We start from the raw sequence: 20798 nt of genomic DNA on the forward strand, positions 1-20798 counted from the left end.
CCGAGCGCCATCCGCTTAAGCTGCAGTCCTCATCAAGCAAGAGGACTTTCCATGATCCGCACCCTTCTCATCGCTTCCGCCCTGATCGCTCCTTCGGCCGCATTGGCGCAGACGCTGCCGACCGCGCCCTATCTGCCGCTCGAAATGGCGGAAAAGGCAGCCAAGGCAGCGCTTCAGGCTTGCTCCGCCAAGGGCAGCGCCGTCACCGTTGCCATCGTCGCCCGCGATGGTGCTACCAAGATTGTGCTGAAGGCGGATGGCTCCGGTCCACACACGGTCTCCAGCGCAACCGGCAAGGCCTTTGCCGCCGCATCGCTCGGCCGTGATATTGGCGAGATCGCGGAATTCATCGCCTCCAAGCCCGCCAATGATGGCCTTCGCAACATGGATGAGCGCATGGTCATCCAGGCCGGCGGCCTGCCGATCAAGATCGGCGACGCCCTGGTCGGCGGTATCGGTGTCGGCGGCGCGCCATCGGGCGCGATCGATGCCGAATGCGCCCGTGAAGGTCTCAACACGATCGGCGCGAAGTAAACTGCGTCAATGCGATACGGCGGCTTCGCAAGAGGCCGCCGGCTCTGCGCTGTCGCGCATCAACCCGCCATCGCATCCTCGTATTCACTGGAAAGCATCAGCCATTGCTCCTCCGCATCCGAAAGCCTGGAAGCGGCTTCGCCACGCTCTTTGACTTTCTGCGCGGCCTTGGCAGGGGCTTTTTCGTATAGCGCCGGGTCAGCCAGTTCGGTGTCGAGCGACTGAATCAGTTTCTCAAGCTTTGCCGTCAGGGACTCGATTTCGTTAATCTTTTTCTTGAGCGGCGCAAGCTGGGCGCGCTTTTCTGCGTTGGCCTTGCGCTGATCCGCCTTCGACGCCTGATCGGCAGCGGCCTCGGTCTTGTCTTCCTTCTTCCTGCCGGAGGAAACGACGAGATCGCGATATTCCTCCATGTCGCCTTCGAAGGTCTTGACCGTGCCGTCGGCGACCAGCCACAGCCTGTCCACCGTCGCCTCGATGAGGTGGCGGTCGTGCGAAATGAGGATGACCGCACCGCTATAATCATTCAGCGCCTCGATCAGCGCGCGGCGGCTGTCGATGTCGAGGTGGTTGGTCGGTTCGTCGAGGATCAGCAGGTTCGGCGCATGGAAGGCCGCAAGCCCCATCAGCAGGCGAGCTTTCTCGCCACCGGACAGATCCTTCGCCGCCGTCGCCATCTTTTCCGTCGCAAGTCCCATCTGGGCCACGCGGGAGCGCACCTGCGCTTCGGGCGCCAGCGGCATCAACTTGCGCACATGCTCGACCGGGGTTTCATCCGGCACGAGGTCATCGAGCTGGTGCTGCGCGAAGAAGCCGATCTTCATGCCGGGCGCGACACGAAGATCGCCCGCCTGCGGCGCAAGACGGCCGGAGATGAATTTCGCAAAGGTCGATTTGCCGTTGCCGTTCGAGCCGAGCAGCGCGATGCGATCGTCATTGTCGATCCGCAGATTGAGCTGCTTCAGGATGGATTTTCCCGGCTCGTAACCCACAGCACCACCATTGATGGCGACGATGGGCGAGGCCGGCTGCTTTTCCGGCTCGGGGAAGGTGATCGGCTGGACGTGATCCTCGATCACGGCGGCGACGGTGCCCATGCGCTCCAGCGCCTTGATGCGGCTCTGCGCCTGCCGTGCTTTTGTCGCCTTGGCGCGGAAACGGTCGATGAAGCTTTGCAGGTGCTTGCGTGCGGCGTCGTTCTTTACCTTCGCCTTCATCTGCAATTCGTCGGCCTCGGCCTTCTGCCGCTCGAACTGGTCGTAACCGCCGCGATAGAAGGTCAGCTTCTTCTGGTCCAGATGCACGATGGAATTGACGGCATTGTTCAGGAGATCGCGGTCATGGCTGATGATGATGACGGTATGCGGATAACGCCTGATGTAATCTTCCAGCCAGAGCGTGCCTTCGAGGTCGAGATAGTTGGTCGGCTCGTCGAGCAGCAGCAGGTCGGGTTCGGCAAACAGTACCGACGCAAGCGCCACGCGCATGCGCCAGCCGCCGGAGAAGGAGGAGGCGGGGCGAAGCTGCGCCTCGTGATCGAAACCGAGACCGGCAAGAATGCTGGAGGCGCGCGCTTCCGCCGAATGGGCGTCGATGTCGACAAGCCGCATCTGGATTTCCGCGATACGATGCGGATCGGTTGCGGTTTCCGCCTCGGCCAGAAGTGCGCTGCGTTCCTTGTCGGCGGAAAGCACGATGGAAATCAGCGATTCTTCCGTTCCCGGCGCTTCCTGCGCGACCTGGCCGATGCGCGCCATCTTCGGGATCGTCACCGAACCGCTTTCCGCGGAGAAATCGCCGGTGATGACCCGAAACAGGGTGGATTTGCCGGCGCCGTTGCGGCCAACAAGGCCCGCCTTCACGCCGGCGGGAAGCGTCACGCTGGCGTGGTCAAGAAGCAGACGCCCGGCGATGCGGGCGGAAAGATCGGTAATCGTAATCATGGCGCCGTTTTGGCCGAACTGTCTGGCCAAGGCAAGAGCGCCCGCGCCACACAATGGGAGAATGCTGTCTCAAGAGCCGAGTTGCGCCAGATAGCTGCTGCGGCTGTGCTGCGACACCTCCCGCGAATAGCCGACGACGCAGTTGCGCGCGCCGCAGCGGGCCGAGAGAAGGGCGAGTTCCGCATGGCCGAAAAACTCGGCCGGCGTGGCGGTGCCATCCACTTCCGCGACGCCGATCGAAACCGTCAGATGTTCGCCGTCGCCGCCAGTGGTCGCGAAGCGCAATGCCTCCACGCTCTGCCGCAGCCGCTCGGCAATGGCCTCGGCCGTGTTCTGCGGCACGCCGGCAAACAGAAAGGCAAATTCATCGCCACCAATACGGGCGACGAAATCGTCCTTCTTGATGGTCTTGCGAAACAGGGCGGCGAGACGTCGCAACGCCTTGTTGCCGGCGGCGGAGCCATATTTTCCGTTGATTTCCCGGAAATGGTCGATATCCAGCAGCACCAGCGAGGTGGCGGATGCAGCCCGGTCCTTCGCGAAAAGAGCGCCAAGCTTTTCGAGAAAGGCGGCTCGGTTTGGCAATGCCGTCAGCGCATCGCGCAGCGAGGCGGCCTGAAGCTCTGCGCGGTTCCTTTCAACCTCGCGGATTTTCACCAGCCCCATGGCGATGAAATGCCGAAGGCTCGTCTGTTCCTCGCGAATATCACCCAGCAACTCGACGAAACGCTCCATTGCGGGCGGCTCGCCATCCTCGTCCTGCTCAAGGCTGCTCATGAAGGTTTCAGTGCGGTGAAGGCTCGCATCCAGTCGCACGGAAATCTGCGTCAGTGTCTCGAAGGCTTCGCTTGCCATCTGTTCCGCCTCGATCCGCGAAAAACCGGGCAGATTGTGCCGCTGGCCGATGAGGTCGATTTCATGCTGCTGCGGCGCGTTGCCGAGCGCGAGAATGTCGCGGCCCATGGCCGGGTTGTGTCCAGACAATATTTCATAGATCAATTCGTAATTGCGCGGCAAAGGCGCAATGTTCATCTTGGCGATGAACTGCGTGATTTTGGTAACGACAAGTGCACTTCTTGCATGCTCGCGTTTTTTATCGCCCGCCGATGTCGTCACTGACAGCCCCAATACCAATGGATTATTATGAGTAGACCGGCGATAACCGATTGTTGAACGGCGCTATTCTTACAAGCAACGGTTTAAAATAGAATAAATCCAGAAGGGAATTTTGCCGTCACGAGGTATGATTCCGCGTTGGCGCGCCTTGATCGATAATATGACAAATCCTGATTTGATTTCGGGCAGAGACCGTTTTTATATCGCTTCATCGATGTTGCAGAAGAGGGGCAGCCCATGACGACTTCCAGAACGCTCTATTCGCTATGCGGAAGCGACACTTCCCGGCCATTTTCTCCCCATTGCTGGAAAACCGTGCTTTCGCTGGCGCATAAGGGTCTGGATTTCGAGGAGCGGCCTTTACCCTTCACGGTGATCCCCACGGTAGAGGATGGTTTTTCGAAGACCGTGCCCATCCTGCGCGATGGTGACGAACTGGTGAGCGACAGTTTCGAAATTGCCCTTTACCTTGACGAGACTTACCCGGAGCGCCCGTCGCTGTTTAACGGCGAGGGTGGCAAGGCCATGGCCCGTTTCGTCGAAAGCTGGTCGCAGACGGTGCTTCACCCCGCCATCGTCCGCATTGCCGTGCTCGATATCCACAATATGCTGGATGAGCCGGATCGCCATTATTTCCGCGATAGCCGCACGAAAGCGCTCGGCCGTCCGCTCGAGGACGTGGTGGCGAACCGCGAGGCGGAGATCGCAGCATTTCCGGCATTGCTCGCACCGATCCGGCGTATGCTGAGCTTCCAGCCTTTCATCGGCGGTACGTCGCCGCTCTTTGCGGATTACATCGTGTTCGGCGCGCTGCAATGGGCGCGGATCACCACTGGGCTGGATCTGTTTGCCGATAACGATCCGGTGCGGGACTGGTTCGAAGGCTGCCTCGATCTCTATGATGCGAGAGGCCGCAGTGTGACAGCGGCGTGAAATGTCTGCGGTGACAGTCGCAATCTCGTTGATCCCCCTTGTTTTCGGGCCTTTGGGCGGGTAAAGACCGCCCACTTTCTCTGAAGGAAAAGGAAACGGACACATGGCGATTGAACGCACATTTTCGATGATCAAGCCGGACGCAACCAAGCGTAACCTCACGGGCGCGATCACCAAGGTATTTGAAGACAACGGTCTGCGCATCGTCGCCTCCAAGCGCGTCTGGATGAGCAAGCGCGAAGCCGAAGGCTTCTACGCCGTTCACAAAGAGCGTCCCTTCTTCGGCGAACTCGTTGAAGGCATGACCTCCGGCCCGACCATCGTTCAGGTTCTGGAAGGCGAAAACGCCATCCTCAAGAACCGCGAAATCATGGGCGCCACCAACCCGGCCCAGGCTGCGGAAGGCACCATCCGCAAGAGCTTCGCGCTCTCCATCGGTGAAAACTCCGTTCACGGTTCCGATGCTCCGGAAACCGCTGCACAGGAAATCGCCTACTGGTTCGCCGAAACCGAAATCGTCGGCTGATTCAAAATCTCAACGGCTTGAATCGCTGTTGCAGGCGATTGCGTGAAGCTGCTGAAAAGACTCGAGGAAACGGAGCCGAAAGGCTCCGTTTTTTTGTTTTGATAGGGGTAAAGGGTTAGGCTGCAGCCATTCCCACCTTCCTCATTCCTGTGACGAGCACAGGAATGAGGGATGGGACGCCTTCACGTCATTCATTCCGTCAGTCCCTACGACGCCGGACAATCCTGAACCGGCCGCATATCCGTCGTGCCATCCGGTTTGAACACCTCGGGATTGGGCGTATAAAGCGGGCCGACCACCAGCGGCTTGGCGGGCAGAAGTGACTGGTCGGTGTCGGAACGGATCGTGGTTTCGATGCTCTGGAGAATGTCGCCTTCCGGCCCTTTGATATGGATGGTGACCTTATAGGGCCGGTCCTGCTTCACGCACTCCACCGGTGGGCTCTGAACCGTGATCTTTTCGTCTTTCGGAAAAATCTTCTCGCGGCTGGTGAGGTCTGGACCACCGCGAGGGTTTTCGAACGTCGCCTCGATGGTGCTGCCGTCACGAATGGGGGCGATACGCTGAAGGGTCACCAGATAGGTGGCGATGGCCACGCGGTAGTTAAACACAAACATCCGGCCGGAGATCTTCGCCACCTCACGCGGTTCGTCCCGCTGGCAGCCGGAAAGGGCGAGCATCCCTGCAATCGCCAGCAATGGAAGGGCGATTCCTTTCATGTCTGCGCCTCCTTTTTCCGGTGATAGTGCCGGCTGGCTTTCTGCCGGTTGCCGCACACAGCCATATCGCACCAGATGCGGCTTCTGTTCTTGCTGCGGTCGATAAACAGCCAGCCGCAATTGCCGCAGATGCGCAGCCGTTCCTGTGTCTCGTCCGCAAGTAGCGAGAGGGCGGAATGGGCGGTGGCATTGCCGAGGCTTTCGGCAAGCGGAAACGTCCGCAGCGCCGTGCCGCAGGCGAAGAGAAGCCCGGCCAGTTTGCCGTCGCCATCATCGCCGCCAGTGACGAACGTGCGGAAGTAATCATCGGCAGCTTCACGAAGCTCGAGAAAAATCGGCCGCCTTTCCGCTTCGGGCGCGATGAGCGTGGGAAACCTGTGGCGCTCCGCACCGAGCCTTGTCGCCGCTTCGGCAAAGGCAGCGATCTGCGCCGGCACAGCAAAACGGTCGACTGATTTTGCCGCCTCCGAGCGCAGGATCACGCTATTGGCGACATCCAGTGCCAATGCGCCGCCTGCGAAACGATGTTCTGTCCAGCGAAAGGTCATATCGCACATTATAACTGTCAAAACAGGTTTTAACAGTTATAATAATGGCGGGAGGACGCGCTTGGCCTATTTCCTGCAACAATTGCTGAATGCCGTGCCGGTCGCCTCGCTTTATGCGGTTCTGGCCTTTGGCTATGCCATCGCCTTTTCGGTCACCAGACGCGCCGATGTCACCTATGGCGCCATATTCGCCTTTGCCGGTCAGACCTGCCTGCTGTTTGCCGATTTCGGCTGGAACCGGCTGTGGCTGGTTCTGCCGGCAACACTTGCGCTCGGGGCAGGCGCGGGTCTGTTCGGTGGGTTATGGGCGGCGGGTTTTGTCGGCAGGGCGGTGATGCGGCCGCTGGCGAAAGCCTCTCCCAATGCGGTGACCGTCGCCTCAGTCGGTGTGTTGATAGCGTTGACCGAAAGCGCGAGGCTGGTCGCCGACACAAGGCAATTATGGCTGCCGCCGCTTCTGTCTGAACCGGTGCGTTTCTGGGCCGACGGGGGATTTGCCGTAACCCTGACACCGATGCAGATGCTGAACACGGCGGCGTTCTGCCTGCTCATTCTCGCGGGGTCGTTTTATCTCAGCCTTTCCGCTTTCGGCAGGCGTTGGAAGGCGGTGTCGGACGATGCTTTTGCCGCCGCTTTATGCGGGGTGAATGCGGGCAGGATATTTCTGCTGTCCTATTGCGCGGCGGGCCTCGTCGCCGCCATCGCCGGTGTGCTGGCCACTTTTTATTACGGCACTATGGATTTCGGGGCCGGTCTGGTCTTTGGACTGAAGGTGGTGCTGATTTCAGCGGCGGGCGGTTATGCCAGCCCGCTCATCTGCGGCCTTGGGGCCGCCGCCGTTGGTTTTGCGGAAACTTTCTGGGTCGGTTACGGCCCGGCCGCCTGGCGCGATGCAGCGGTTCTGGCGATGCTGGTCGGCTGGCTGATCATCATGCGCAGCAGGGTTGAAGCGCCCTAGAGCATCTCCGGAAAAGTGGACGTCGGTTGTCCATCCGGAAATGCGAGAAAAGAACAAGCACTATCGCCACTTGTCCTTGGCCGTATCGTCGGTTGTCTTTGCTGCAACCCAGTCGCCCGTCGAGCCATCCTTGCCATGTTCCTTTTTCCAGAACGGAGCGGATGTCTTGAGATAGTCCATCACGAAATTGGCGCCGTCGAAGGCCGCCTGTCGATGAGACGAGGTTGCAATGACGAGGACGATATTTTCGCCGGTGGCGATCTTGCCGTGGCGATGGATGGCGGTGAGGCCAAGCAGGCCGAAACGCTCCATGGCAAGTTTGGCAATGCGGGTTATTTCCGCTTCCGCCATGCCGGGATAATGTTCTAGCTCCAGCGCCGCGAGTGTGCCGCCATCATCCCGGCAGAGCCCGGTGAAGGCCACCACCGCGCCGATGCTCCTGTCACTTTCCGTCAGCCGGCGGGTTTCTTCCGCAGCATCGAAATCCTGTGCCTGGACGCGGACTGTCGGCTGCATCCGCTCATCCCCCCGTCATCGGTGGGAAAATGCCGATCTCGCGTGCGCCGACAATGCTTTCGTCATGCTCGACATGTTCCTGATTGACGGCAACACGGATCACATTGAGAAACTCGAAGGCGGCTTCGTAATTTTCGCCGCGTGTCGCAAGCCAGGCGATCAGCTCGCCGGCCGTGGTGACGGAGGAGGGGATATCCAGCTCTTCTTCATCCGTGCCGATCTTCTCGCGCACCCAGGCGAAATAAACGATCCGTGCCATCATTCTTCGTCCACGATGTGCTTGAGGCCGGCCTTGAAATAATCATAACCGGTATACATGGTGAGTGCCGCGGCGAGCCAGAGAAGCGTAATTCCCATCTCGGTCGTGTAGGGCAGAACCTTGTCGCCCGCAGGACCCGCAAGCAGAAAGGCGATGGCCACCATCTGGATGGTGGTCTTCCATTTGGCGATGCGGGTAACGGGAACACTGACCTTCAGCGCTGCCAGATATTCGCGCAGGCCGGAGACCAGAATTTCACGGCAGAGAATGGTGATGGCCGCCCAGAGCGACCAGCCGGCAATGGTGCCATCAGCCGCCATCAGGAGCAGCACGGAGGCGACCAGCAGCTTGTCGGCAATCGGATCCAGCATGCGGCCGATATTCGACGTCTGGTTCCAGATACGCGCCAGATAACCATCGAGGAAATCGGTCAGCGAGGCGATGATGAACAGCCACAGAGCCGTCCAGCGCGCGAAATCCGAGCTTTCCAGCTTTCCTTCGATGAAAAAGCAAAGAACAATGACAGGAACCGCGAGGATGCGGCCATAGGTGAGAAGGTTGGGAATGCTGTATGCGCGCGAAGCCATGGGAAACCTGTCAGTCTAAGATCAGCTGCCTTGATGCCGCCGCTAGGGCATAGCGTCAACATGTGATTATGTTTTTTTAGCAGTTCGCCACGACGTCGCGGTATCAATCACTGCCGCTCTCGTGGAAGTGATTATAGATTTGTCGCGCCACCGTCTCGGAAATACCACTGACAGCCATCAAATCGTTGAGACCGGCGCGGGAAACGGCCTTGGCCGTGCCGAAATGCTGCAGCAGGGAGCGTTTGCGGCCCGGCCCGATTCCCGAAATTTCATCCAGCGGATTGCGCACCATTTCCTTCTTGCGCCGCGCCCGGTGCGAGCCGATGGCAAAACGGTGCGCCTCGTCGCGCATGCGCTGGATGAAATAAAGCACGGGATCGCGCGGCGGCAGCGAGAAGTCGCTGCGCCCGTCCGCGAAGAAGCGTTCGCGGCCCGCTTCGCGATCGACACCCTTGGCGACGCCGATGGCCGCCACACAGTCGCGAATGCCGAGTTCGTCGAGAATGGCGCGCACCGCCGTCATCTGGCCTTGGCCGCCGTCGATCAGGATCACATCCGGCCAGGCGGGAAAGGGCATGTCGGCCGCTTCCTCCGGTGTCGGTGTCCGTTCGCGGTCAGGCTTGCCTTCTTCCTTCAGGAGACGGGAAAAACGGCGGGTCATCACCTCGCGCATCATGCCGAAGTCATCGCCGGGGGTGATGTCGGTCGATTTGATGTTGAACTTGCGGTACTGGTTCTTCACGAAACCTTCCGGCCCCGCCACCACCATGCCGCCCACGGCATTGGTGCCCATGATATGCGAGTTGTCGTAAATCTCGATCCGTCGCGGCACATAGGAAAGGCCGAAGGTTTCCGCAAAACCCTTCAGCAGCCGCGCCTGGGACGAGGTTTCCGCCAGCTTGCGGCCATGCGCCTCGCGGGCATTGGCAAGCACGTGGTCGGTAATGTCCTTCTTCTCACCGCGTTGCGGCACGCTGATCGTGACCTTGTGTCCCGCCTTTTCACCGAGAGCGGCGGCCAGCAGTTCCTGCTCCTCCACCGTTTCGGAAAGCAGGATCTGTTTCGGCACGGGCTTGTCGTCGTAAAACTGCGCCAGAAACGCGTTGAGAATTTCCGAGCCGGGCAGGGAAGGATCGGCCTTCGGGAAATAGGCGCGGTTGCCCCAGTTCTGCCCGGTGCGGAAAAAGAATACCTGAATGCAGGAGATGCCGCCCTCATGGTGGATGGCGAAAACATCTGCTTCCTCGATGCCAGCCGGGTTGATGCCCTGATGGCTCTGGACATGGGAAAGTGCGGCCAGCCGGTCGCGATAGACGGCGGCGCGTTCGAAATCGAGATCCTCGGCCGCCTCGTTCATCTGCCGCGCAATCGCGGTCTTGACGCTCTGGCTCTTGCCGGACAGGAAATCCTTGGCTTCCTTGACGAGTTCCGCATAGCCCTGATCGCTCACCTCATGTGTGCAGGGCCCGGAACAGCGTTTGATCTGGTAAAGAAGACAGGGGCGCGTGCGGGTTTCGAACACGCTGTCGGTGCAGGTGCGGATCAAAAAGGCGCGCTGCAGCGAATTGATCGTGCGGCCGACCGCGCCAGCCGACGCAAAGGGGCCGAAATAGTCGCCCTTGCGCGCCCGGGCGCCACGGTGTTTGAAAATCGCCGGTGCGCGGTTGTCGGCAGTGATGAGAATATAGGGAAACGATTTGTCGTCGCGCAAAAGCACATTAAAGCGCGGCCGCAAGCGCTTGATCAGATTCGCTTCGAGCAGAAGCGCTTCCGTCTCCGTGCGGGTGGTGACGAACTCCATATGGGTGGTGAAACGCACCATCTGGGCGATGCGGTTGGAATGCACGCGGCCCTGCGCGTAATTGCCGACGCGCTTCTTCAGCGAGCGCGCCTTGCCGACGTAAAGCACGTCGCCCGCATCGTTGAACATGCGATAGACACCCGGCGAGTTCGGCAGGTGTTTGACGAATTCGCCGATCAGATCCATGCCCTTCAGGCCGGATTCGTTTTTCCAGCCTGCGTTCCAGTCCATGCCGGCAACGTCGCGCGGAGCCTCTGTCGCTTCGGTTGCGGCAAGGCTTGCATCGTCGTCTTCGTCGTCGGTTTCATCGAAGAGAATACCGCCATCAGGCAGCTTCTTTCCGTTCATTCATTTATCTCCGCCACGTCAGGGGTTTCCCAGCCGAGGTGCTGGCCGCCGTCGAGCGCGATCATTTGTCCGGTGACCGACGGCGTGTCGAAAAGAAAGCGAATCGTCCGCCCGAACTCATCCGGTGCGGGACCTCGCTTTAATATAAGGCCGTCGATCTGCGCCTGAAAGTCCTCCGGCGTCTGTCTTTCGCTTTTGAAGGTAGGACCCGGCCCGATGGCATTGACCCGCACGCGCTGTGCGAAGCTCTGCGCCATCGTCCGCGTGGCCGTCCACAGCGCGGATTTAGAAAGTGTGTAGGAATAAAAACGCGGTGTGAGGGCAAGCACGCGCTGGTCGATGATATTGACGATCAGCCCGGAATTGTCGGCAGGCAATTGTTCGACAAAGGCGGCGGCGATGAGAGAAGGGGCCCGCACATGCACGGCGAAATGCGCGTCGAAGATCGCGGGATCGGGTTTATCCGCCGAGTCGTCCAGAAAAACCGATGCATTATTGATAACGACGCCGATAGGTCCCAGCGCCGAAGAAGCCTGTTCGATGAGCCCAGAAGTGGGCCCGGATTGTGTCAGATCCGCCTGGACGGCAACGGCTTTGCCGCCTTTTTGCCTTATTTCGTTAGCGAATTCCTCGGCCTGCGCCATCGATTCATTGGCATGGACGGCGATCGCGAAGCCATGGGCGGCCAGATCGGTGGCGATTGCCCGCCCGAGCCGGCGGGCGGCCCCCGTTATCAAGACTGTCTTCGGTATATTTTCTTTCACGGCGGACCTGCATTTGCTCATCTCAGCCCTATTTGCTGGATATAAATGCAAATCGCAAGCTGTCCGTCAGCCCCAAAAGAATTGGGCGATTTTTTATTCACAATGCAATTTCGGTTTAATTTGAATATAACTAAGTTTAAAGGCGATCTATTGCTGGTTAGGCTTCTGTTAGGGTTAATAAAACCCTTGTGGCAATTAGGCAACGTCTAATTCTAGTCACGCCTCTGCCCCAAACAATTCACATTTTGGCTCTTTGATCTCCGCATTCTCCCATCAAGTTCAGTTTCCAGAGGGGCGATTAACCCGACGAATTATGCCGCGTCTGAAAACAATGTTTTGAGTGCAGAGCGGTCCTGAAAGGAGAATAGCATGCGTATTTTCGTAGCAACCCTTATGGCTTCGACCATGGCAGCCGCCGGCTTTTCGGCTGCTCACGCCGCTGACGCCGTAAATGAAGTGCCGCAGGCACCGGTGTCCTACGACCAGCCCGCACCGGTCAAGGATTGGTCCGGCGCTTACCTCGGTGGTACGGTCAACTATGACTGGGGCCGTTTCAGCTCCAGCAATGACGGCCGTGACGCCAAGGGCTTCGGCGGCGGTCTGTACGGTGGTTACAACATGCAGAGCGGCCAGATCGTTTACGGCGCCGAAGCAGACGTCAACCTCGGCGACGAGAAGGGTTCTGCCGGTACGGTTGCCGGCAACGCCATCGAAGGCAAGCAGGGCGTCAACGGCTCGCTGCGCGGCCGCGTTGGTTACGACATGAACCCGTTCCTGCTTTACGGTACGGCTGGTCTTGCTGTCTCCGACAACAAGGTACGTGACGCGACCTCCAAGGACAGCGCCACCGCCCTCGGTTACACTGTCGGTGCCGGTGTAGAAGCCATGGTGACCGATAACATCACCGCCCGTCTGGAATATCGCTACAGCGACTACCAGAAGAAGGACTACGGTCTCGACTCCGGCGCGTTCTCGCGTGGTTTCGACGATCACTCGGTCAAGGCCGGTATCGGCGTCAAGTTCTGATCCTTTTCGGATCGGTTAAAGAAAAGCCGGGGTTTATGCCCCGGCTTTTTGTTTTGTGGCATACCGCCGAAATAAATGCCCGGCGATCAGGCCGGGCATTGTTCTTTCGCTAACCTCAGGCGGCGGCCTTCATTTCCGTGTAGGCTTCGAAACGCTTGCCGAAGGTTTCAGGCCAAGCGGCCAGCGCATCGCGCCCTTCGGCCCATTCGCCGGCAAAACGCAGGTCGAGATAACCGATCATCGCCGCAAGGGCGAAATGGCCGCCATGCAGCTTCTTGCCGGTTTTGGGCAGGTTGGCGTTGAGGTAATCAAGTCCACGGGCCACCTTGCTCCACTGCTTGTCGATCCAGGGCTGATGGATCTTGTCTTCCGGGCGAAAACGGCGCTCGTAAACGATGGCAAGCAGGCAATCCATGATGCCGTCGCACAGCGCCTCCAGAATTTCCACATCCGTGCGCTTGCCGTTCTTTTTCGGGTAGAGCTTGCCGCCTGAAAGACGGTCGAGATAGTGCATGATCGCCACGCTGTCATAGACCGAGCCGCCTCCATCCAGAAGCAGGACGGGAATCTTGCCGAGCGGATTGTTGTCCATCAGCGTTGCGGGCTCGGCATTGGTGTCGACGCGTACCGAGGTAATGTCGATGCCGAGATGGCGGGCGGCCATGCGCACCTTGGCGGAGTAGGGGGAGGCGGGCGAGTAAAGCAGTTCCATGGTCAGGTCCTATGGGTTGTCGTCTGGGGACTGGAGTATTCAGTAAAACTGGATAGCGGTTTTATGTCTGGAAAATGTGTACAGACGAGAAATAGAGCGCATTCGATGCGCTCTAGCGAATGGGGATGATTTCTGCGGCGTTGGCGCGGCAGCCCTTGCGGTCAAGCTCGGGGCAATCGCGGAACGTCATGTCCCGGTTGAGGCAGATGCGCACTTCCTCAAGGCGTTTGCCGTCGCAGCTGATGGAGATGCCACGTTTCGACAGGCCCGGATTGGCGTCGGTGAAAGCGTTTTCTATGGCGTCGGCGGACAGTGTGGAGGCCGCGGCGCCCGAGGCGATCTTTTCCGGCAGCCGGACGGCCTCGAAGGCGGCCCGCGTTGCCGAGAAATAATCCCTCTGCGACAGGCCGGAGCAGGAGCCGTGCTTGCGCCACTGGTGGCCGATCAGGCCCATGGACGGCATGATATCGAACATACTGCGGCCGATCGCGTCAGGAACACGCTCAGGCTCGCTGCTTTGGCAGAATTCGGGATAGCCGTTTTCGTTCTGCGGCCAAAGCCCGTGCACGACGAAACCGTAACGCCTGTCGCTGCCGCATTGCTGACGGTTACCCGAGCCTTCGGAACTGGCGCAGAAGGCCGGAGACCAGGACAAGGAAAGCACGTAGAAATCGAAACCCGTTCCGCGAGGTGCCGGATTATTGCCCGTATTTCTCCGTGGTGTCTCTTGCTGCGGGCGTCCCGCGGATTGCGGTGAGGCTTGCGCCTGCTGATCGTTCACGGGTCCTTTCGGGGCGGGTTTTTCCTGTGCAAACCACAGCGCCGCAAGCGATAGAAGACCCAAGGCGATGAAACCTGCGTAACGTTTCATTCCGTGCACGTTCCCCGGAAACTGGACCAGTTCATACCGCCGTCGGGCGACGATCCGGTCTTACATAAATTTGTGAACGAGGCAAACGGGCAAAAAGGTTGAAAGCTTCGCCGCATAACGAATAGAGTCGAACGAATCTTCCGCAAAAGACGGAAACAGGGCTGGGGGTAATAGGCGGCATGACCGCATGAAATTCAAGAAATACATCTGGCCCGTCGTTGGTTTTGCGACGATCGGTTTTTCCGCCTGGTTGCTCTTTCACGAATTGCGTGGCCTGTCGCTCGATGATCTCTGGGACAGCCTGAAAGCCATTCGCGTGCGGGACTGGCTGTGTTCGGGTCTTGCAACCCTGCTGGCCTATGCCGCGCTTGCCGGTTACGACCGCATCGCCCTGCAGCATCTTGGCCGCAAGGTGAACTGGTTCTTCATCACGCTCACCTCTTTCACCACCTATGCGTTGTCCCACAATGTAGGGGCCTCGGTGTTTTCGGGAGCGGTGGTGCGATACAGGGCTTATACGTCCAAGGGACTGAGTGTCGCGGAAGTGGGCGTCCTCGTGGGGCTCTGCTCCTTCACCTTCCTCATCGGCACGATCATGCTCATCGGCATGGTGCTGCTTTACGAGCCCGACATCACCGAACGGTTTACCGGAATCCTGCCCGTCGAAGCCTCCACGACCACGGGCGTCCTGCTGCTCCTCGTTGTCGGGCTTTATGTTCTCGGCAGCCTGCTCAGGCTGAAGCCCCTGAAAATCGGCTCTTTCGTGCTGCCTTACCCCGCGCCGAAGCTTGTTGCGCAACAACTCGTCATCGGCCCAATCGAGCTGATCGGCGCGGCGGGCATCATCTATTTCGCGCTGCCGGAAGCCGGAAATCCCGGTTATATGGTTATTCTCGGCATATTTCTGGTTTCCTTCTCGGCGGCGCTCATCTCGCACGCGCCGGGCGGACTGGGGGTGCTGGAGCTGGTCTTCGTCACCGGCCTGCCGGATATGAACCCGGCGGATGTGATCGCGGCGCTGCTGGTCTTCCGGCTGTTCTATCTCATCATCCCCTTCATCATGGCGCTGTTCGTGATCCTGTTCTTCGAACGATCACAGCTTGCGGCGGCGCAGAAAAGGGAAGGGTTGAGATAGCCCTCAGCTTTCTTCCGGCTTTTCCTCGCCGCGCAGCCAGAACGCGCGCTGCGAGGCGAACCTGTCCTGCGCCAGCGTTGTCTTCAGGTAAGGCAGCAGCGTGTGCAACTCGTCCTTCAGCGTATAGGGCGGATTGACGATGATGAGGCCGGAGCCGCTCAGGCCGTCCAGCCGGTCGCTTCTGACTGACAGTTCCGCGCACAGCATCTTCGGAATGTCGAAGGATTGCAGCCGCTCATGGAAGTCCTTGATCGGCGCGCCTTTCTTCAGGGGATACCACAGGCAATAGGTGCCGGTGGAAAAACGCCGATAGGCCTTGTTCAGGCCATCGGCCAGACGCTGATATTCATTCTCAAGCTCGAACGGCGGATCAACGAGGATGAGGCCGCGCTTTTCCTTCGGCGGCAGATGCGCGCCGAGCGACAGCCAGCCATCCAGCTCGGTGACGCGAACCTGATAATCGCCCTCGAAGAGCCGTGCCAGAGCGCGGCTGTCATCCGGGTGCAGTTCCATTGCCGAAAGCCGGTCCTGCGGGCGAAACAGCATGCGTGCGAGTTTCGGCGAACCGGGATAGAATTTCACGCCGCCTTCCGGGTTGAGTTCCTTCACGGCGTCAAGATAGGGCTCCAGCAATTCGGCAATGGGGGCGGGCAGATCACCCTCCATCAGCTTGCCGATGCCGGTCTGCCATTCGCCGGTCTTCTGCGCTTCTTCCGAGGTCAGGTCGTAAAGACCGATGCCGGCATGAGTGTCCAGCACCCGAAATGCCTTGTCCTTGTTCTGCAGGTAGCGCACGAGGCGGGCAAGAACGGCATGTTTGAGGACATCCGCGAAATTGCCGGCGTGATAGATGTGGCGGTAGTTCATGGATATGTCTCGCTTGCGGCTTATCGGGGTGAATGGTCAGGATGAATATTCTTGATGGACGTCACTTCGGCCTTTTTGCCGCATCGTTGATGCAATATACAAAAGACATGAACGTTGCGACCCCGATTTCCGCTGAAAAAGCCGCCCCGAAGCCCGAAGTCCGTATCGGACACACGGTCTGCCCGCATGACTGTCCGAGCGCCTGCGCGCTGGAGGTCGACATCAATGCCGATGGCCGGATCGGCCGCGTGCGCGGGGCCAACGCCAATACTTACACCGCCGGCGTGATCTGCGCCAAGGTGGCGCGTTATTCCGAGCGCATCTATCATCCCGGCCGATTGCTGACCCCGAAGCGCCGCAAGGGCGCGAAGGGGGCGGGCGACTGGCAGGAAATTTCCTGGGAAGCTGCTCTGGACGAGGTGGCGGATGCTTTCGTCAAGGCTGAGGCGCGGCACGGCGCCGAAGCCATCTGGCCTTATTTCTACGCCGGCACCATGGGGCAGGTGCAGCGCGATTCCATCGAACGGCTGCGCCACGCCAAGAAATATTCCGGCTTCTTCGGATCGATCTGCACCAACATGGCCTGGACCGGCTACGTGATGGGCACGGGCGCACTGCGTGGCCCCGATCCACGCGAAATCGCCAAGGCCGATGTCGTCGTCATCTGGGGCACCAACGCGGTCGCCACGCAGGTTAATGTCATGACCCATGCGGTGAAAGCCCGCAAGGAGCGCGGCGCGAAGATCGTCGTGGTCGATATCTACGACAATCCGACCATGAAACAGGCGGATATGCGCCTCGTTGTCCGCCCCGGCACCGACGCTGCGCTCGCCTGCGCCGTGATGCACATCGCCTTCCGTGACGGGTATGCGGATCGTGATTACATGGCGCGCTTCGCCGATGATCCGGCCGGGCTTGAGGCGCATCTGAAGACGAAGACGCCGCAATGGGCCTCGGAAATCACCGGTCTTTCCGTCGACGAGATCGAGGATTTCGCCCGGCTGGTCGGCACCACGAAAAAGACCTTCTTCCGGCTTGGATATGGTTTTGCCCGCCAGCGCAACGGCGCTGTCGCCATGCATGCGGCCCTTTCCATCGCCACCGTCCTCGGCTCCTGGCAATATGAGGGCGGCGGCGCTTTCCACAATAATGGCGATATCTTCCGGCTCAACAAGTCGGAGCTGATGGGCAGCTCTTACGCCGACCCCGAGGTACGCCAGCTCGACCAGTCACAGATCGGCCGCGTGCTGACCGGAGACGCTGAAGCGCTGCGCCACGGCGGCCCGGTGACGGCGCTGCTGATCCAGAATACCAATCCCGTCAATGTCGCGCCCGAACAGCGGCTGGTGAAACAGGGTTTCCTGCGCGACGATCTCTTCGTCGCCGTGCATGAGCAATTCATGACCGAAACGGCTGAGGTGGCCGATATCGTGCTGCCTGCCACCATGTTCCTTGAACATGACGACATCTACCGCGCCGGCGGCCAGAACCACATTCTGCTTGGTCCGAAACTGGTGGAGCCGCCCGAAACGGTGCGCACCAACCTCTTCGTCATCGAAGAACTGGCGAAACGTCTCGGTGTCGACCATATGCCGGGCTTTGGCCTTTCGGCCCGTGATCATGTCGACCGTATGCTCAAAGTCAGCGGCTGGGGCGATTTCGACACGCTAGCGGAAGAAAAATGGATCGATGCGCAGCCCTCCTTCGAGGTGGCGCACTATCTCGAAGGTTTCGGTTACGGTGACGGCAAATTCCGTTTTAGCCCCGAATGGGCGACCGGGCCATCTCCGAACAAGCCGCCGAAAAACATCGGCGTCATGGGGCCGGTCTCGCAATTCCCGAAATTCCCGGATCAGGTCGACGTCATCGAAACCGTGGATGGCGATCATCCGTTCCGGCTGGCGACATCGCCGGCGCGGAATTTCCTGAACTCCACCTTCGCGGAAACGAAGACCTCCGTGCAGAAGGAAGGCCGCCCGGAATTGATGATCTGTCCCGAGGATGCCGCCGGTAACGGTATCGCCGATGGCGACGTCGTCCGCATCGGCAATGGCCGTGGTGAAGTGCGGCTCCACGCGAAAATCGTGGAGGGAGCAAGACCGGGCGTGCTGATTGCCGAAGGGCTGTGGCCCAACAAGGCGCATCTGGATGGCGAGGGCATCAATGTGCTGACCGGCGCCGATGCCGTTGCGCCTTATGGCGGCGCGGCATTCCACGACAACAAGGTGTGGCTCCGCCGCGACGATGAGAGCCGCGAGGCTTGATATCGCGCCGCAACACGGGCAGGCTGAAATCCCACGACAGGCAAGGACATATCCGGTGACACAGACGCAGGCGAAAAACGTTCCGGCCGACACGGACGCGGGCAGAATCCGGCTGGTGGAAAAGGAAACGGTGTGGAAGGGCTTCGTGCATATGCAGAAGCTCGTTTTCGACCAGCGCATGCCTGATGGTAAAACGATCCGCATTGTCCGGGAAGTCCACGACCACGGCAGCGCGGCCGCCATTCTCCTTTACGACCCGAAGCGCGACAGCGTGGTGCTGGTGCGCCAGTTTCGCCCCGCCGCCTTCGTGAACGGCGATCCAAGCTTCATGGTCGAAGTGCCGGCAGGGCTTCTCGATGATGACGATGCGGCGCATGCCATCCGCCGTGAGGCAATGGAAGAATCCGGCTACGCGGTCGAAAAGGTCGATTACCTCTTCGATATGTATGCCAGCCCCGGCACGCTGACGGAAAAGGTCAGCCTCTTCGTTGCCCGCATCGATCTCGACGTGCAGGCCGGCAGCGGCGGCGGGCTGGAGGACGAAGGCGAGGATCTGGAGGTTCTGACCTACGGACTGGACGAGGCCTTCGCGATGATCGCATCGGGTGAAATTACCGATTCCAAGACGATCATTCTCCTGCAATGGGCGATGTTAAATCGCGCCCGGCTTTGACCAAATCCTAGAAGAACTCGACGTTTTCCAGCTTTGCGGCAGCCGCGAGCTTCCTGTCCTGAGTTGCCAAAGGCGCGTTGCGCGAAATCGCGAGCGACAGATAGGCGGCGTCATAAGCGGAAAGGGCGTGTTTCTGCGCCAGGCGAATGATCGACACATGATCGGCGCTTGATGAAAGCGTAATCGGCAGGCTGGCAAAACGCATTAGAATTGCAAAGATGTCATCCGCTGAAATACGCTTTCGGCGTTCGGCCGAAAGTAGTATGTTGCGCAGCTCGTGCGATAGAAGATCGGGTGCGAAAGCGTCCTGTGTTTCCAGCCGCGCAAGAGCCTCTTCGGCAACTGCGCCGTCCTCGTCAGGCAGGAACCACGCCGCTACAACCGAGGCGTCCACAACGACGGCCATTACCTGCGGCCTTCCTCTTTCCACGTTCTGATTTCATCTGCCGTTGTCTTGGTTCTTTGCGACCGCTCTGCGCGTATCGCGGCGATGAGCCTTTGGCGGGATTGGGTATCTATCGCCTTGACGAGGCGCGCCACAGGCTCATTTCCACGCGCAATAACGACCTCTTCTCCCGCCTCGACCTTGGCCAGAAGCTCCGAAAGGTGTGTTTTTGCTTCACCGACTTTGATCGTAATCGTCATGGCAGCCATGGCCTCGCTCATATCCCTGATCATATTAAGAGCGCCACGGAAGTTGGTCAAGTGGTTGGCCAAGAGCGTCGGATCGATCTCTTTTCGACGGTCGCCCTCGAAATCAGAAGCGCCCTTTGACGCCCATCCCCACGAAAATCGACTGCAAGTCACCGCCGCCGGCATTCTTTTCCGATGACAGGTTGCCAGCGCCCGCACCGCTATAGTGGGTGTCTCCGCGTCCGAGGCTGGTATAGTCATACGCGCCGTCGAGATAGATCGAGGCGTTCTCGGTCAGGTCATAGGCGACGCCCGCCTTCACCCCGAACATGCCGGCAACGTCGAATTTGTCGGTGAAGCGCATGTCGCGCAGCCAGTGATCGTCCGTCGCCTTGCCGTAGACCATGGCGCCACCTTCGAGGCCCAGATTGAGCGACCAGTTGCCGAACCTCTGGCCGCCCGTCAGGTTGCCGTAGAAGACAGGGATTTGCTGGCGATAGGTGATTCCCTTGAGGCCATCCTTGAATTTGCCCGAGAGATCACGGGGGGAGAAAACGCTGTAAACGGCGTTGCCGCCATAGGCCGACCATTGCACATCCGTATAACGAAAGCCGACGCCGGCGCTGAGATATTGCTGCGGATCGTCCAGCAACATGCGATTGAGTTCGAGGTTTCCCGAAAAATAATGGTCGAGCCGCGTGTCGTCATGCTGAGAACGGTGGCTCCAATTGTCCTTGGAGCTGTCTCTGGAAAAAGGCCAGACCCAGTCATAGTCGGTCATGTAGCCATCGCCTTCAAAGCCGACGCGGCCTTCCGCCTTGACGCGCCAGCCGGGCGCAAGTTCAAGCCCGAGCGAGCCGCGCAATGCCACGGCGTTTTTGGTTTCCCATTCGAGTTCGCTCAGCTTGCGGCCACCGATATGGACGGTTTCGGTCGCTCGAAGATTGAGAACGCCGGCATCCACCGAGGCCGTAATGCCGCTTTGCTCAGCCGCAACAGGCAGGCTGGCGCCCGCCAGCAGAACAACCGAAAGCGGCAGGGAAAATCTCGAAAATGGCATAATCG

At 59.6% G+C, this 20798-nt stretch carries 23 protein-coding genes; 8 read left to right on the forward strand and 15 right to left on the reverse strand.

The features are described from left to right. Window positions 1–51: 51 nt before the first annotated feature. On the forward strand, window positions 52–534 hold the full coding sequence (locus MRBLRC7O_RS03850; protein ID WP_003502109.1) for a GlcG/HbpS family heme-binding protein: 483 nt from the start codon (window positions 52–54) through the stop codon (window positions 532–534). Between the two features lie 59 nt (window positions 535–593). Here the strand turns inward: MRBLRC7O_RS03850 and MRBLRC7O_RS03855 are convergent, their stop codons facing one another. Both MRBLRC7O_RS03855 and MRBLRC7O_RS03860 read right to left on the reverse strand, forming a co-directional pair. Continuing rightward, window positions 594–2477, reverse strand: coding sequence for an ABC-F family ATP-binding cassette domain-containing protein (locus MRBLRC7O_RS03855; RefSeq protein WP_003502110.1), 1884 nt, complete (start codon window positions 2475–2477; stop codon window positions 594–596). A gap of 69 nt (window positions 2478–2546) precedes the next feature. Next, window positions 2547–3593: a GGDEF domain-containing protein gene (locus MRBLRC7O_RS03860; protein WP_003502111.1), complete on the reverse strand. Its 1047-nt coding sequence runs from the start codon at window positions 3591–3593 to the stop codon at window positions 2547–2549. A 237-nt stretch (window positions 3594–3830) separates the two neighbouring features. Here MRBLRC7O_RS03860 and MRBLRC7O_RS03865 point away from each other — a divergent pair, with 237 nt between their 5' ends. Together MRBLRC7O_RS03865 and ndk are read left to right on the forward strand one after the other, a co-directional pair. Next, window positions 3831–4526 (forward strand): glutathione S-transferase family protein, encoded by a 696-nt coding sequence (locus MRBLRC7O_RS03865; RefSeq protein WP_026363455.1) that lies wholly within the window; start codon window positions 3831–3833, stop codon window positions 4524–4526. A gap of 103 nt (window positions 4527–4629) precedes the next feature. Continuing rightward, complete coding sequence (gene ndk / locus MRBLRC7O_RS03870; RefSeq protein WP_003502118.1) at window positions 4630–5052, forward strand: nucleoside-diphosphate kinase; 423 nt, start codon at window positions 4630–4632, stop codon at window positions 5050–5052. 206 nt (window positions 5053–5258) lie between these two features. Here the strand turns inward: ndk and MRBLRC7O_RS03875 are convergent, their stop codons facing one another. Together MRBLRC7O_RS03875 and MRBLRC7O_RS03880 are read right to left on the reverse strand one after the other, a co-directional pair. Further along, complete coding sequence (locus tag MRBLRC7O_RS03875) at window positions 5259–5771, reverse strand: hypothetical protein (RefSeq protein WP_003502119.1); 513 nt, start codon at window positions 5769–5771, stop codon at window positions 5259–5261. Beyond that, the gene (locus tag MRBLRC7O_RS03880) at window positions 5768–6328 is read right to left on the reverse strand and encodes a CGNR zinc finger domain-containing protein (RefSeq protein ID WP_003502120.1); all 561 of its coding nucleotides are present in this window, start codon (window positions 6326–6328) and stop codon (window positions 5768–5770) included. The genes MRBLRC7O_RS03875 and MRBLRC7O_RS03880 overlap by 4 nt, the downstream gene beginning before the upstream one ends. A 52-nt stretch (window positions 6329–6380) precedes the next feature. Here MRBLRC7O_RS03880 and MRBLRC7O_RS03885 point away from each other — a divergent pair, with 52 nt between their 5' ends. After that, on the forward strand, window positions 6381–7277 hold the full coding sequence (locus tag MRBLRC7O_RS03885) for a branched-chain amino acid ABC transporter permease (protein ID WP_111820534.1): 897 nt from the start codon (window positions 6381–6383) through the stop codon (window positions 7275–7277). 60 nt (window positions 7278–7337) lie between these two features. Here MRBLRC7O_RS03885 and MRBLRC7O_RS03890 read toward each other — a convergent pair whose 3' ends face one another. The 5 genes from MRBLRC7O_RS03890 to MRBLRC7O_RS03910 form a co-directional block, all read right to left on the reverse strand. Beyond that, complete coding sequence (locus MRBLRC7O_RS03890) at window positions 7338–7793, reverse strand: molybdenum cofactor biosynthesis protein MoaE (RefSeq protein WP_003502122.1); 456 nt, start codon at window positions 7791–7793, stop codon at window positions 7338–7340. Between the two features lie 4 nt (window positions 7794–7797). Beyond that, window positions 7798–8052 carry a molybdopterin converting factor subunit 1 gene (gene moaD / locus MRBLRC7O_RS03895; protein ID WP_003502123.1) on the reverse strand — a complete coding sequence of 85 codons (255 nt, stop codon included), beginning with the start codon at window positions 8050–8052 and terminating at the stop codon, window positions 7798–7800. After that, window positions 8052–8639, reverse strand: a complete 588-nt coding sequence (gene pgsA / locus MRBLRC7O_RS03900) for a CDP-diacylglycerol--glycerol-3-phosphate 3-phosphatidyltransferase (RefSeq protein ID WP_003502124.1) — start codon at window positions 8637–8639, stop codon at window positions 8052–8054. The genes moaD and pgsA overlap by 1 nt, the downstream gene beginning before the upstream one ends. A 103-nt stretch (window positions 8640–8742) precedes the next feature. Next, window positions 8743–10788, reverse strand: coding sequence for an excinuclease ABC subunit UvrC (gene uvrC, locus MRBLRC7O_RS03905; protein ID WP_003502125.1), 2046 nt, complete (start codon window positions 10786–10788; stop codon window positions 8743–8745). Beyond that, complete coding sequence (locus MRBLRC7O_RS03910; RefSeq protein WP_112540135.1) at window positions 10785–11573, reverse strand: SDR family oxidoreductase; 789 nt, start codon at window positions 11571–11573, stop codon at window positions 10785–10787. Before MRBLRC7O_RS03910 ends, uvrC begins: the two co-directional genes overlap by 4 nt. 348 nt (window positions 11574–11921) lie before the next feature. Between MRBLRC7O_RS03910 and MRBLRC7O_RS03915 the strand changes: the two genes are divergently transcribed. Beyond that, on the forward strand, window positions 11922–12578 hold the full coding sequence (locus MRBLRC7O_RS03915; protein WP_003502127.1) for an outer membrane protein: 657 nt from the start codon (window positions 11922–11924) through the stop codon (window positions 12576–12578). A 115-nt stretch (window positions 12579–12693) separates the two neighbouring features. On the opposite strand, the gene MRBLRC7O_RS03920 is transcribed toward MRBLRC7O_RS03915, so the two are convergent. Both MRBLRC7O_RS03920 and MRBLRC7O_RS03925 read right to left on the reverse strand, forming a co-directional pair. After that, window positions 12694–13290 carry a glutathione S-transferase gene (locus MRBLRC7O_RS03920; RefSeq protein ID WP_003502128.1) on the reverse strand — a complete coding sequence of 199 codons (597 nt, stop codon included), beginning with the start codon at window positions 13288–13290 and terminating at the stop codon, window positions 12694–12696. Between the two features lie 112 nt (window positions 13291–13402). Further along, on the reverse strand, window positions 13403–14161 hold the full coding sequence (locus MRBLRC7O_RS03925) for a ribonuclease T2 family protein (RefSeq protein ID WP_003502129.1): 759 nt from the start codon (window positions 14159–14161) through the stop codon (window positions 13403–13405). Window positions 14162–14348: 187 nt separating this feature from the next. Here MRBLRC7O_RS03925 and MRBLRC7O_RS03930 point away from each other — a divergent pair, with 187 nt between their 5' ends. Next, window positions 14349–15296: a lysylphosphatidylglycerol synthase domain-containing protein gene (locus tag MRBLRC7O_RS03930; protein ID WP_080866056.1), complete on the forward strand. Its 948-nt coding sequence runs from the start codon at window positions 14349–14351 to the stop codon at window positions 15294–15296. Between the two features lie 3 nt (window positions 15297–15299). Here MRBLRC7O_RS03930 and MRBLRC7O_RS03935 read toward each other — a convergent pair whose 3' ends face one another. Continuing rightward, complete coding sequence (locus tag MRBLRC7O_RS03935) at window positions 15300–16163, reverse strand: 23S rRNA (adenine(2030)-N(6))-methyltransferase RlmJ (protein ID WP_003502135.1); 864 nt, start codon at window positions 16161–16163, stop codon at window positions 15300–15302. 41 nt (window positions 16164–16204) lie between these two features. Between MRBLRC7O_RS03935 and MRBLRC7O_RS03940 the strand changes: the two genes are divergently transcribed. Both MRBLRC7O_RS03940 and MRBLRC7O_RS03945 read left to right on the forward strand, forming a co-directional pair. Next, the gene (locus tag MRBLRC7O_RS03940; protein WP_161974056.1) at window positions 16205–18427 is read left to right on the forward strand and encodes a molybdopterin-containing oxidoreductase family protein; all 2223 of its coding nucleotides are present in this window, start codon (window positions 16205–16207) and stop codon (window positions 18425–18427) included. A 55-nt stretch (window positions 18428–18482) separates the two neighbouring features. Next, window positions 18483–19100: an NUDIX domain-containing protein gene (locus MRBLRC7O_RS03945; protein WP_003502139.1), complete on the forward strand. Its 618-nt coding sequence runs from the start codon at window positions 18483–18485 to the stop codon at window positions 19098–19100. Window positions 19101–19107: 7 nt separating this feature from the next. On the opposite strand, the gene MRBLRC7O_RS03950 is transcribed toward MRBLRC7O_RS03945, so the two are convergent. The 3 genes from MRBLRC7O_RS03950 to MRBLRC7O_RS03960 form a co-directional block, all read right to left on the reverse strand. Continuing rightward, window positions 19108–19506, reverse strand: coding sequence for a type II toxin-antitoxin system VapC family toxin (locus MRBLRC7O_RS03950; protein WP_020809926.1), 399 nt, complete (start codon window positions 19504–19506; stop codon window positions 19108–19110). Beyond that, window positions 19506–19745, reverse strand: a complete 240-nt coding sequence (locus MRBLRC7O_RS03955) for a type II toxin-antitoxin system Phd/YefM family antitoxin (RefSeq protein ID WP_031233798.1) — start codon at window positions 19743–19745, stop codon at window positions 19506–19508. The genes MRBLRC7O_RS03950 and MRBLRC7O_RS03955 overlap by 1 nt, the downstream gene beginning before the upstream one ends. A 112-nt stretch (window positions 19746–19857) precedes the next feature. Further along, entirely contained in the window at window positions 19858–20793 is a 936-nt protein-coding gene (locus MRBLRC7O_RS03960) for an omptin family outer membrane protease (protein ID WP_060724049.1), read from the reverse strand. Window positions 20794–20798: the final 5 nt, after the last annotated feature.

Source organism: Agrobacterium radiobacter (genome assembly GCF_040801995.1).
Classification (GTDB): Bacteria; Pseudomonadota; Alphaproteobacteria; order Rhizobiales; family Rhizobiaceae; genus Agrobacterium; species Agrobacterium radiobacter.

Bases quoted from the DNA above. Each gene is read 5' to 3' on its own strand.
- MRBLRC7O_RS03955 (WP_031233798.1), bottom strand. From the start codon at position 19,745: ATGACGATTACGATCAAAGTCGGTGAAGCAAAAACACACCTTTCGGAG.
- MRBLRC7O_RS03930 (WP_080866056.1), top strand. From the start codon at position 14,349: ATGAAATTCAAGAAATACATCTGGCCCGTCGTTGGTTTTGCGACGATC.
- uvrC (WP_003502125.1), bottom strand. From the start codon at position 10,788: ATGAACGGAAAGAAGCTGCCTGATGGCGGTATTCTCTTCGATGAAACC.
- MRBLRC7O_RS03875 (WP_003502119.1), bottom strand. From the start codon at position 5,771: ATGAAAGGAATCGCCCTTCCATTGCTGGCGATTGCAGGGATGCTCGCC.
- MRBLRC7O_RS03950 (WP_020809926.1), bottom strand. From the start codon at position 19,506: ATGGCCGTCGTTGTGGACGCCTCGGTTGTAGCGGCGTGGTTCCTGCCT.
- MRBLRC7O_RS03925 (WP_003502129.1), bottom strand. From the start codon at position 14,161: ATGAAACGTTACGCAGGTTTCATCGCCTTGGGTCTTCTATCGCTTGCG.
- MRBLRC7O_RS03940 (WP_161974056.1), top strand. From the start codon at position 16,205: ATGAATATTCTTGATGGACGTCACTTCGGCCTTTTTGCCGCATCGTTG.
- MRBLRC7O_RS03960 (WP_060724049.1), bottom strand. From the start codon at position 20,793: ATGCCATTTTCGAGATTTTCCCTGCCGCTTTCGGTTGTTCTGCTGGCG.
- MRBLRC7O_RS03855 (WP_003502110.1), bottom strand. From the start codon at position 2,477: ATGATTACGATTACCGATCTTTCCGCCCGCATCGCCGGGCGTCTGCTT.
- MRBLRC7O_RS03865 (WP_026363455.1), top strand. From the start codon at position 3,831: ATGACGACTTCCAGAACGCTCTATTCGCTATGCGGAAGCGACACTTCC.
- MRBLRC7O_RS03880 (WP_003502120.1), bottom strand. From the start codon at position 6,328: ATGTGCGATATGACCTTTCGCTGGACAGAACATCGTTTCGCAGGCGGC.
- MRBLRC7O_RS03915 (WP_003502127.1), top strand. From the start codon at position 11,922: ATGCGTATTTTCGTAGCAACCCTTATGGCTTCGACCATGGCAGCCGCC.
- MRBLRC7O_RS03890 (WP_003502122.1), bottom strand. From the start codon at position 7,793: ATGCAGCCGACAGTCCGCGTCCAGGCACAGGATTTCGATGCTGCGGAA.
- pgsA (WP_003502124.1), bottom strand. From the start codon at position 8,639: ATGGCTTCGCGCGCATACAGCATTCCCAACCTTCTCACCTATGGCCGC.
- MRBLRC7O_RS03850 (WP_003502109.1), top strand. From the start codon at position 52: ATGATCCGCACCCTTCTCATCGCTTCCGCCCTGATCGCTCCTTCGGCC.
- MRBLRC7O_RS03920 (WP_003502128.1), bottom strand. From the start codon at position 13,290: ATGGAACTGCTTTACTCGCCCGCCTCCCCCTACTCCGCCAAGGTGCGC.
- moaD (WP_003502123.1), bottom strand. From the start codon at position 8,052: ATGGCACGGATCGTTTATTTCGCCTGGGTGCGCGAGAAGATCGGCACG.
- ndk (WP_003502118.1), top strand. From the start codon at position 4,630: ATGGCGATTGAACGCACATTTTCGATGATCAAGCCGGACGCAACCAAG.
- MRBLRC7O_RS03935 (WP_003502135.1), bottom strand. From the start codon at position 16,163: ATGAACTACCGCCACATCTATCACGCCGGCAATTTCGCGGATGTCCTC.
- MRBLRC7O_RS03910 (WP_112540135.1), bottom strand. From the start codon at position 11,573: ATGAGCAAATGCAGGTCCGCCGTGAAAGAAAATATACCGAAGACAGTC.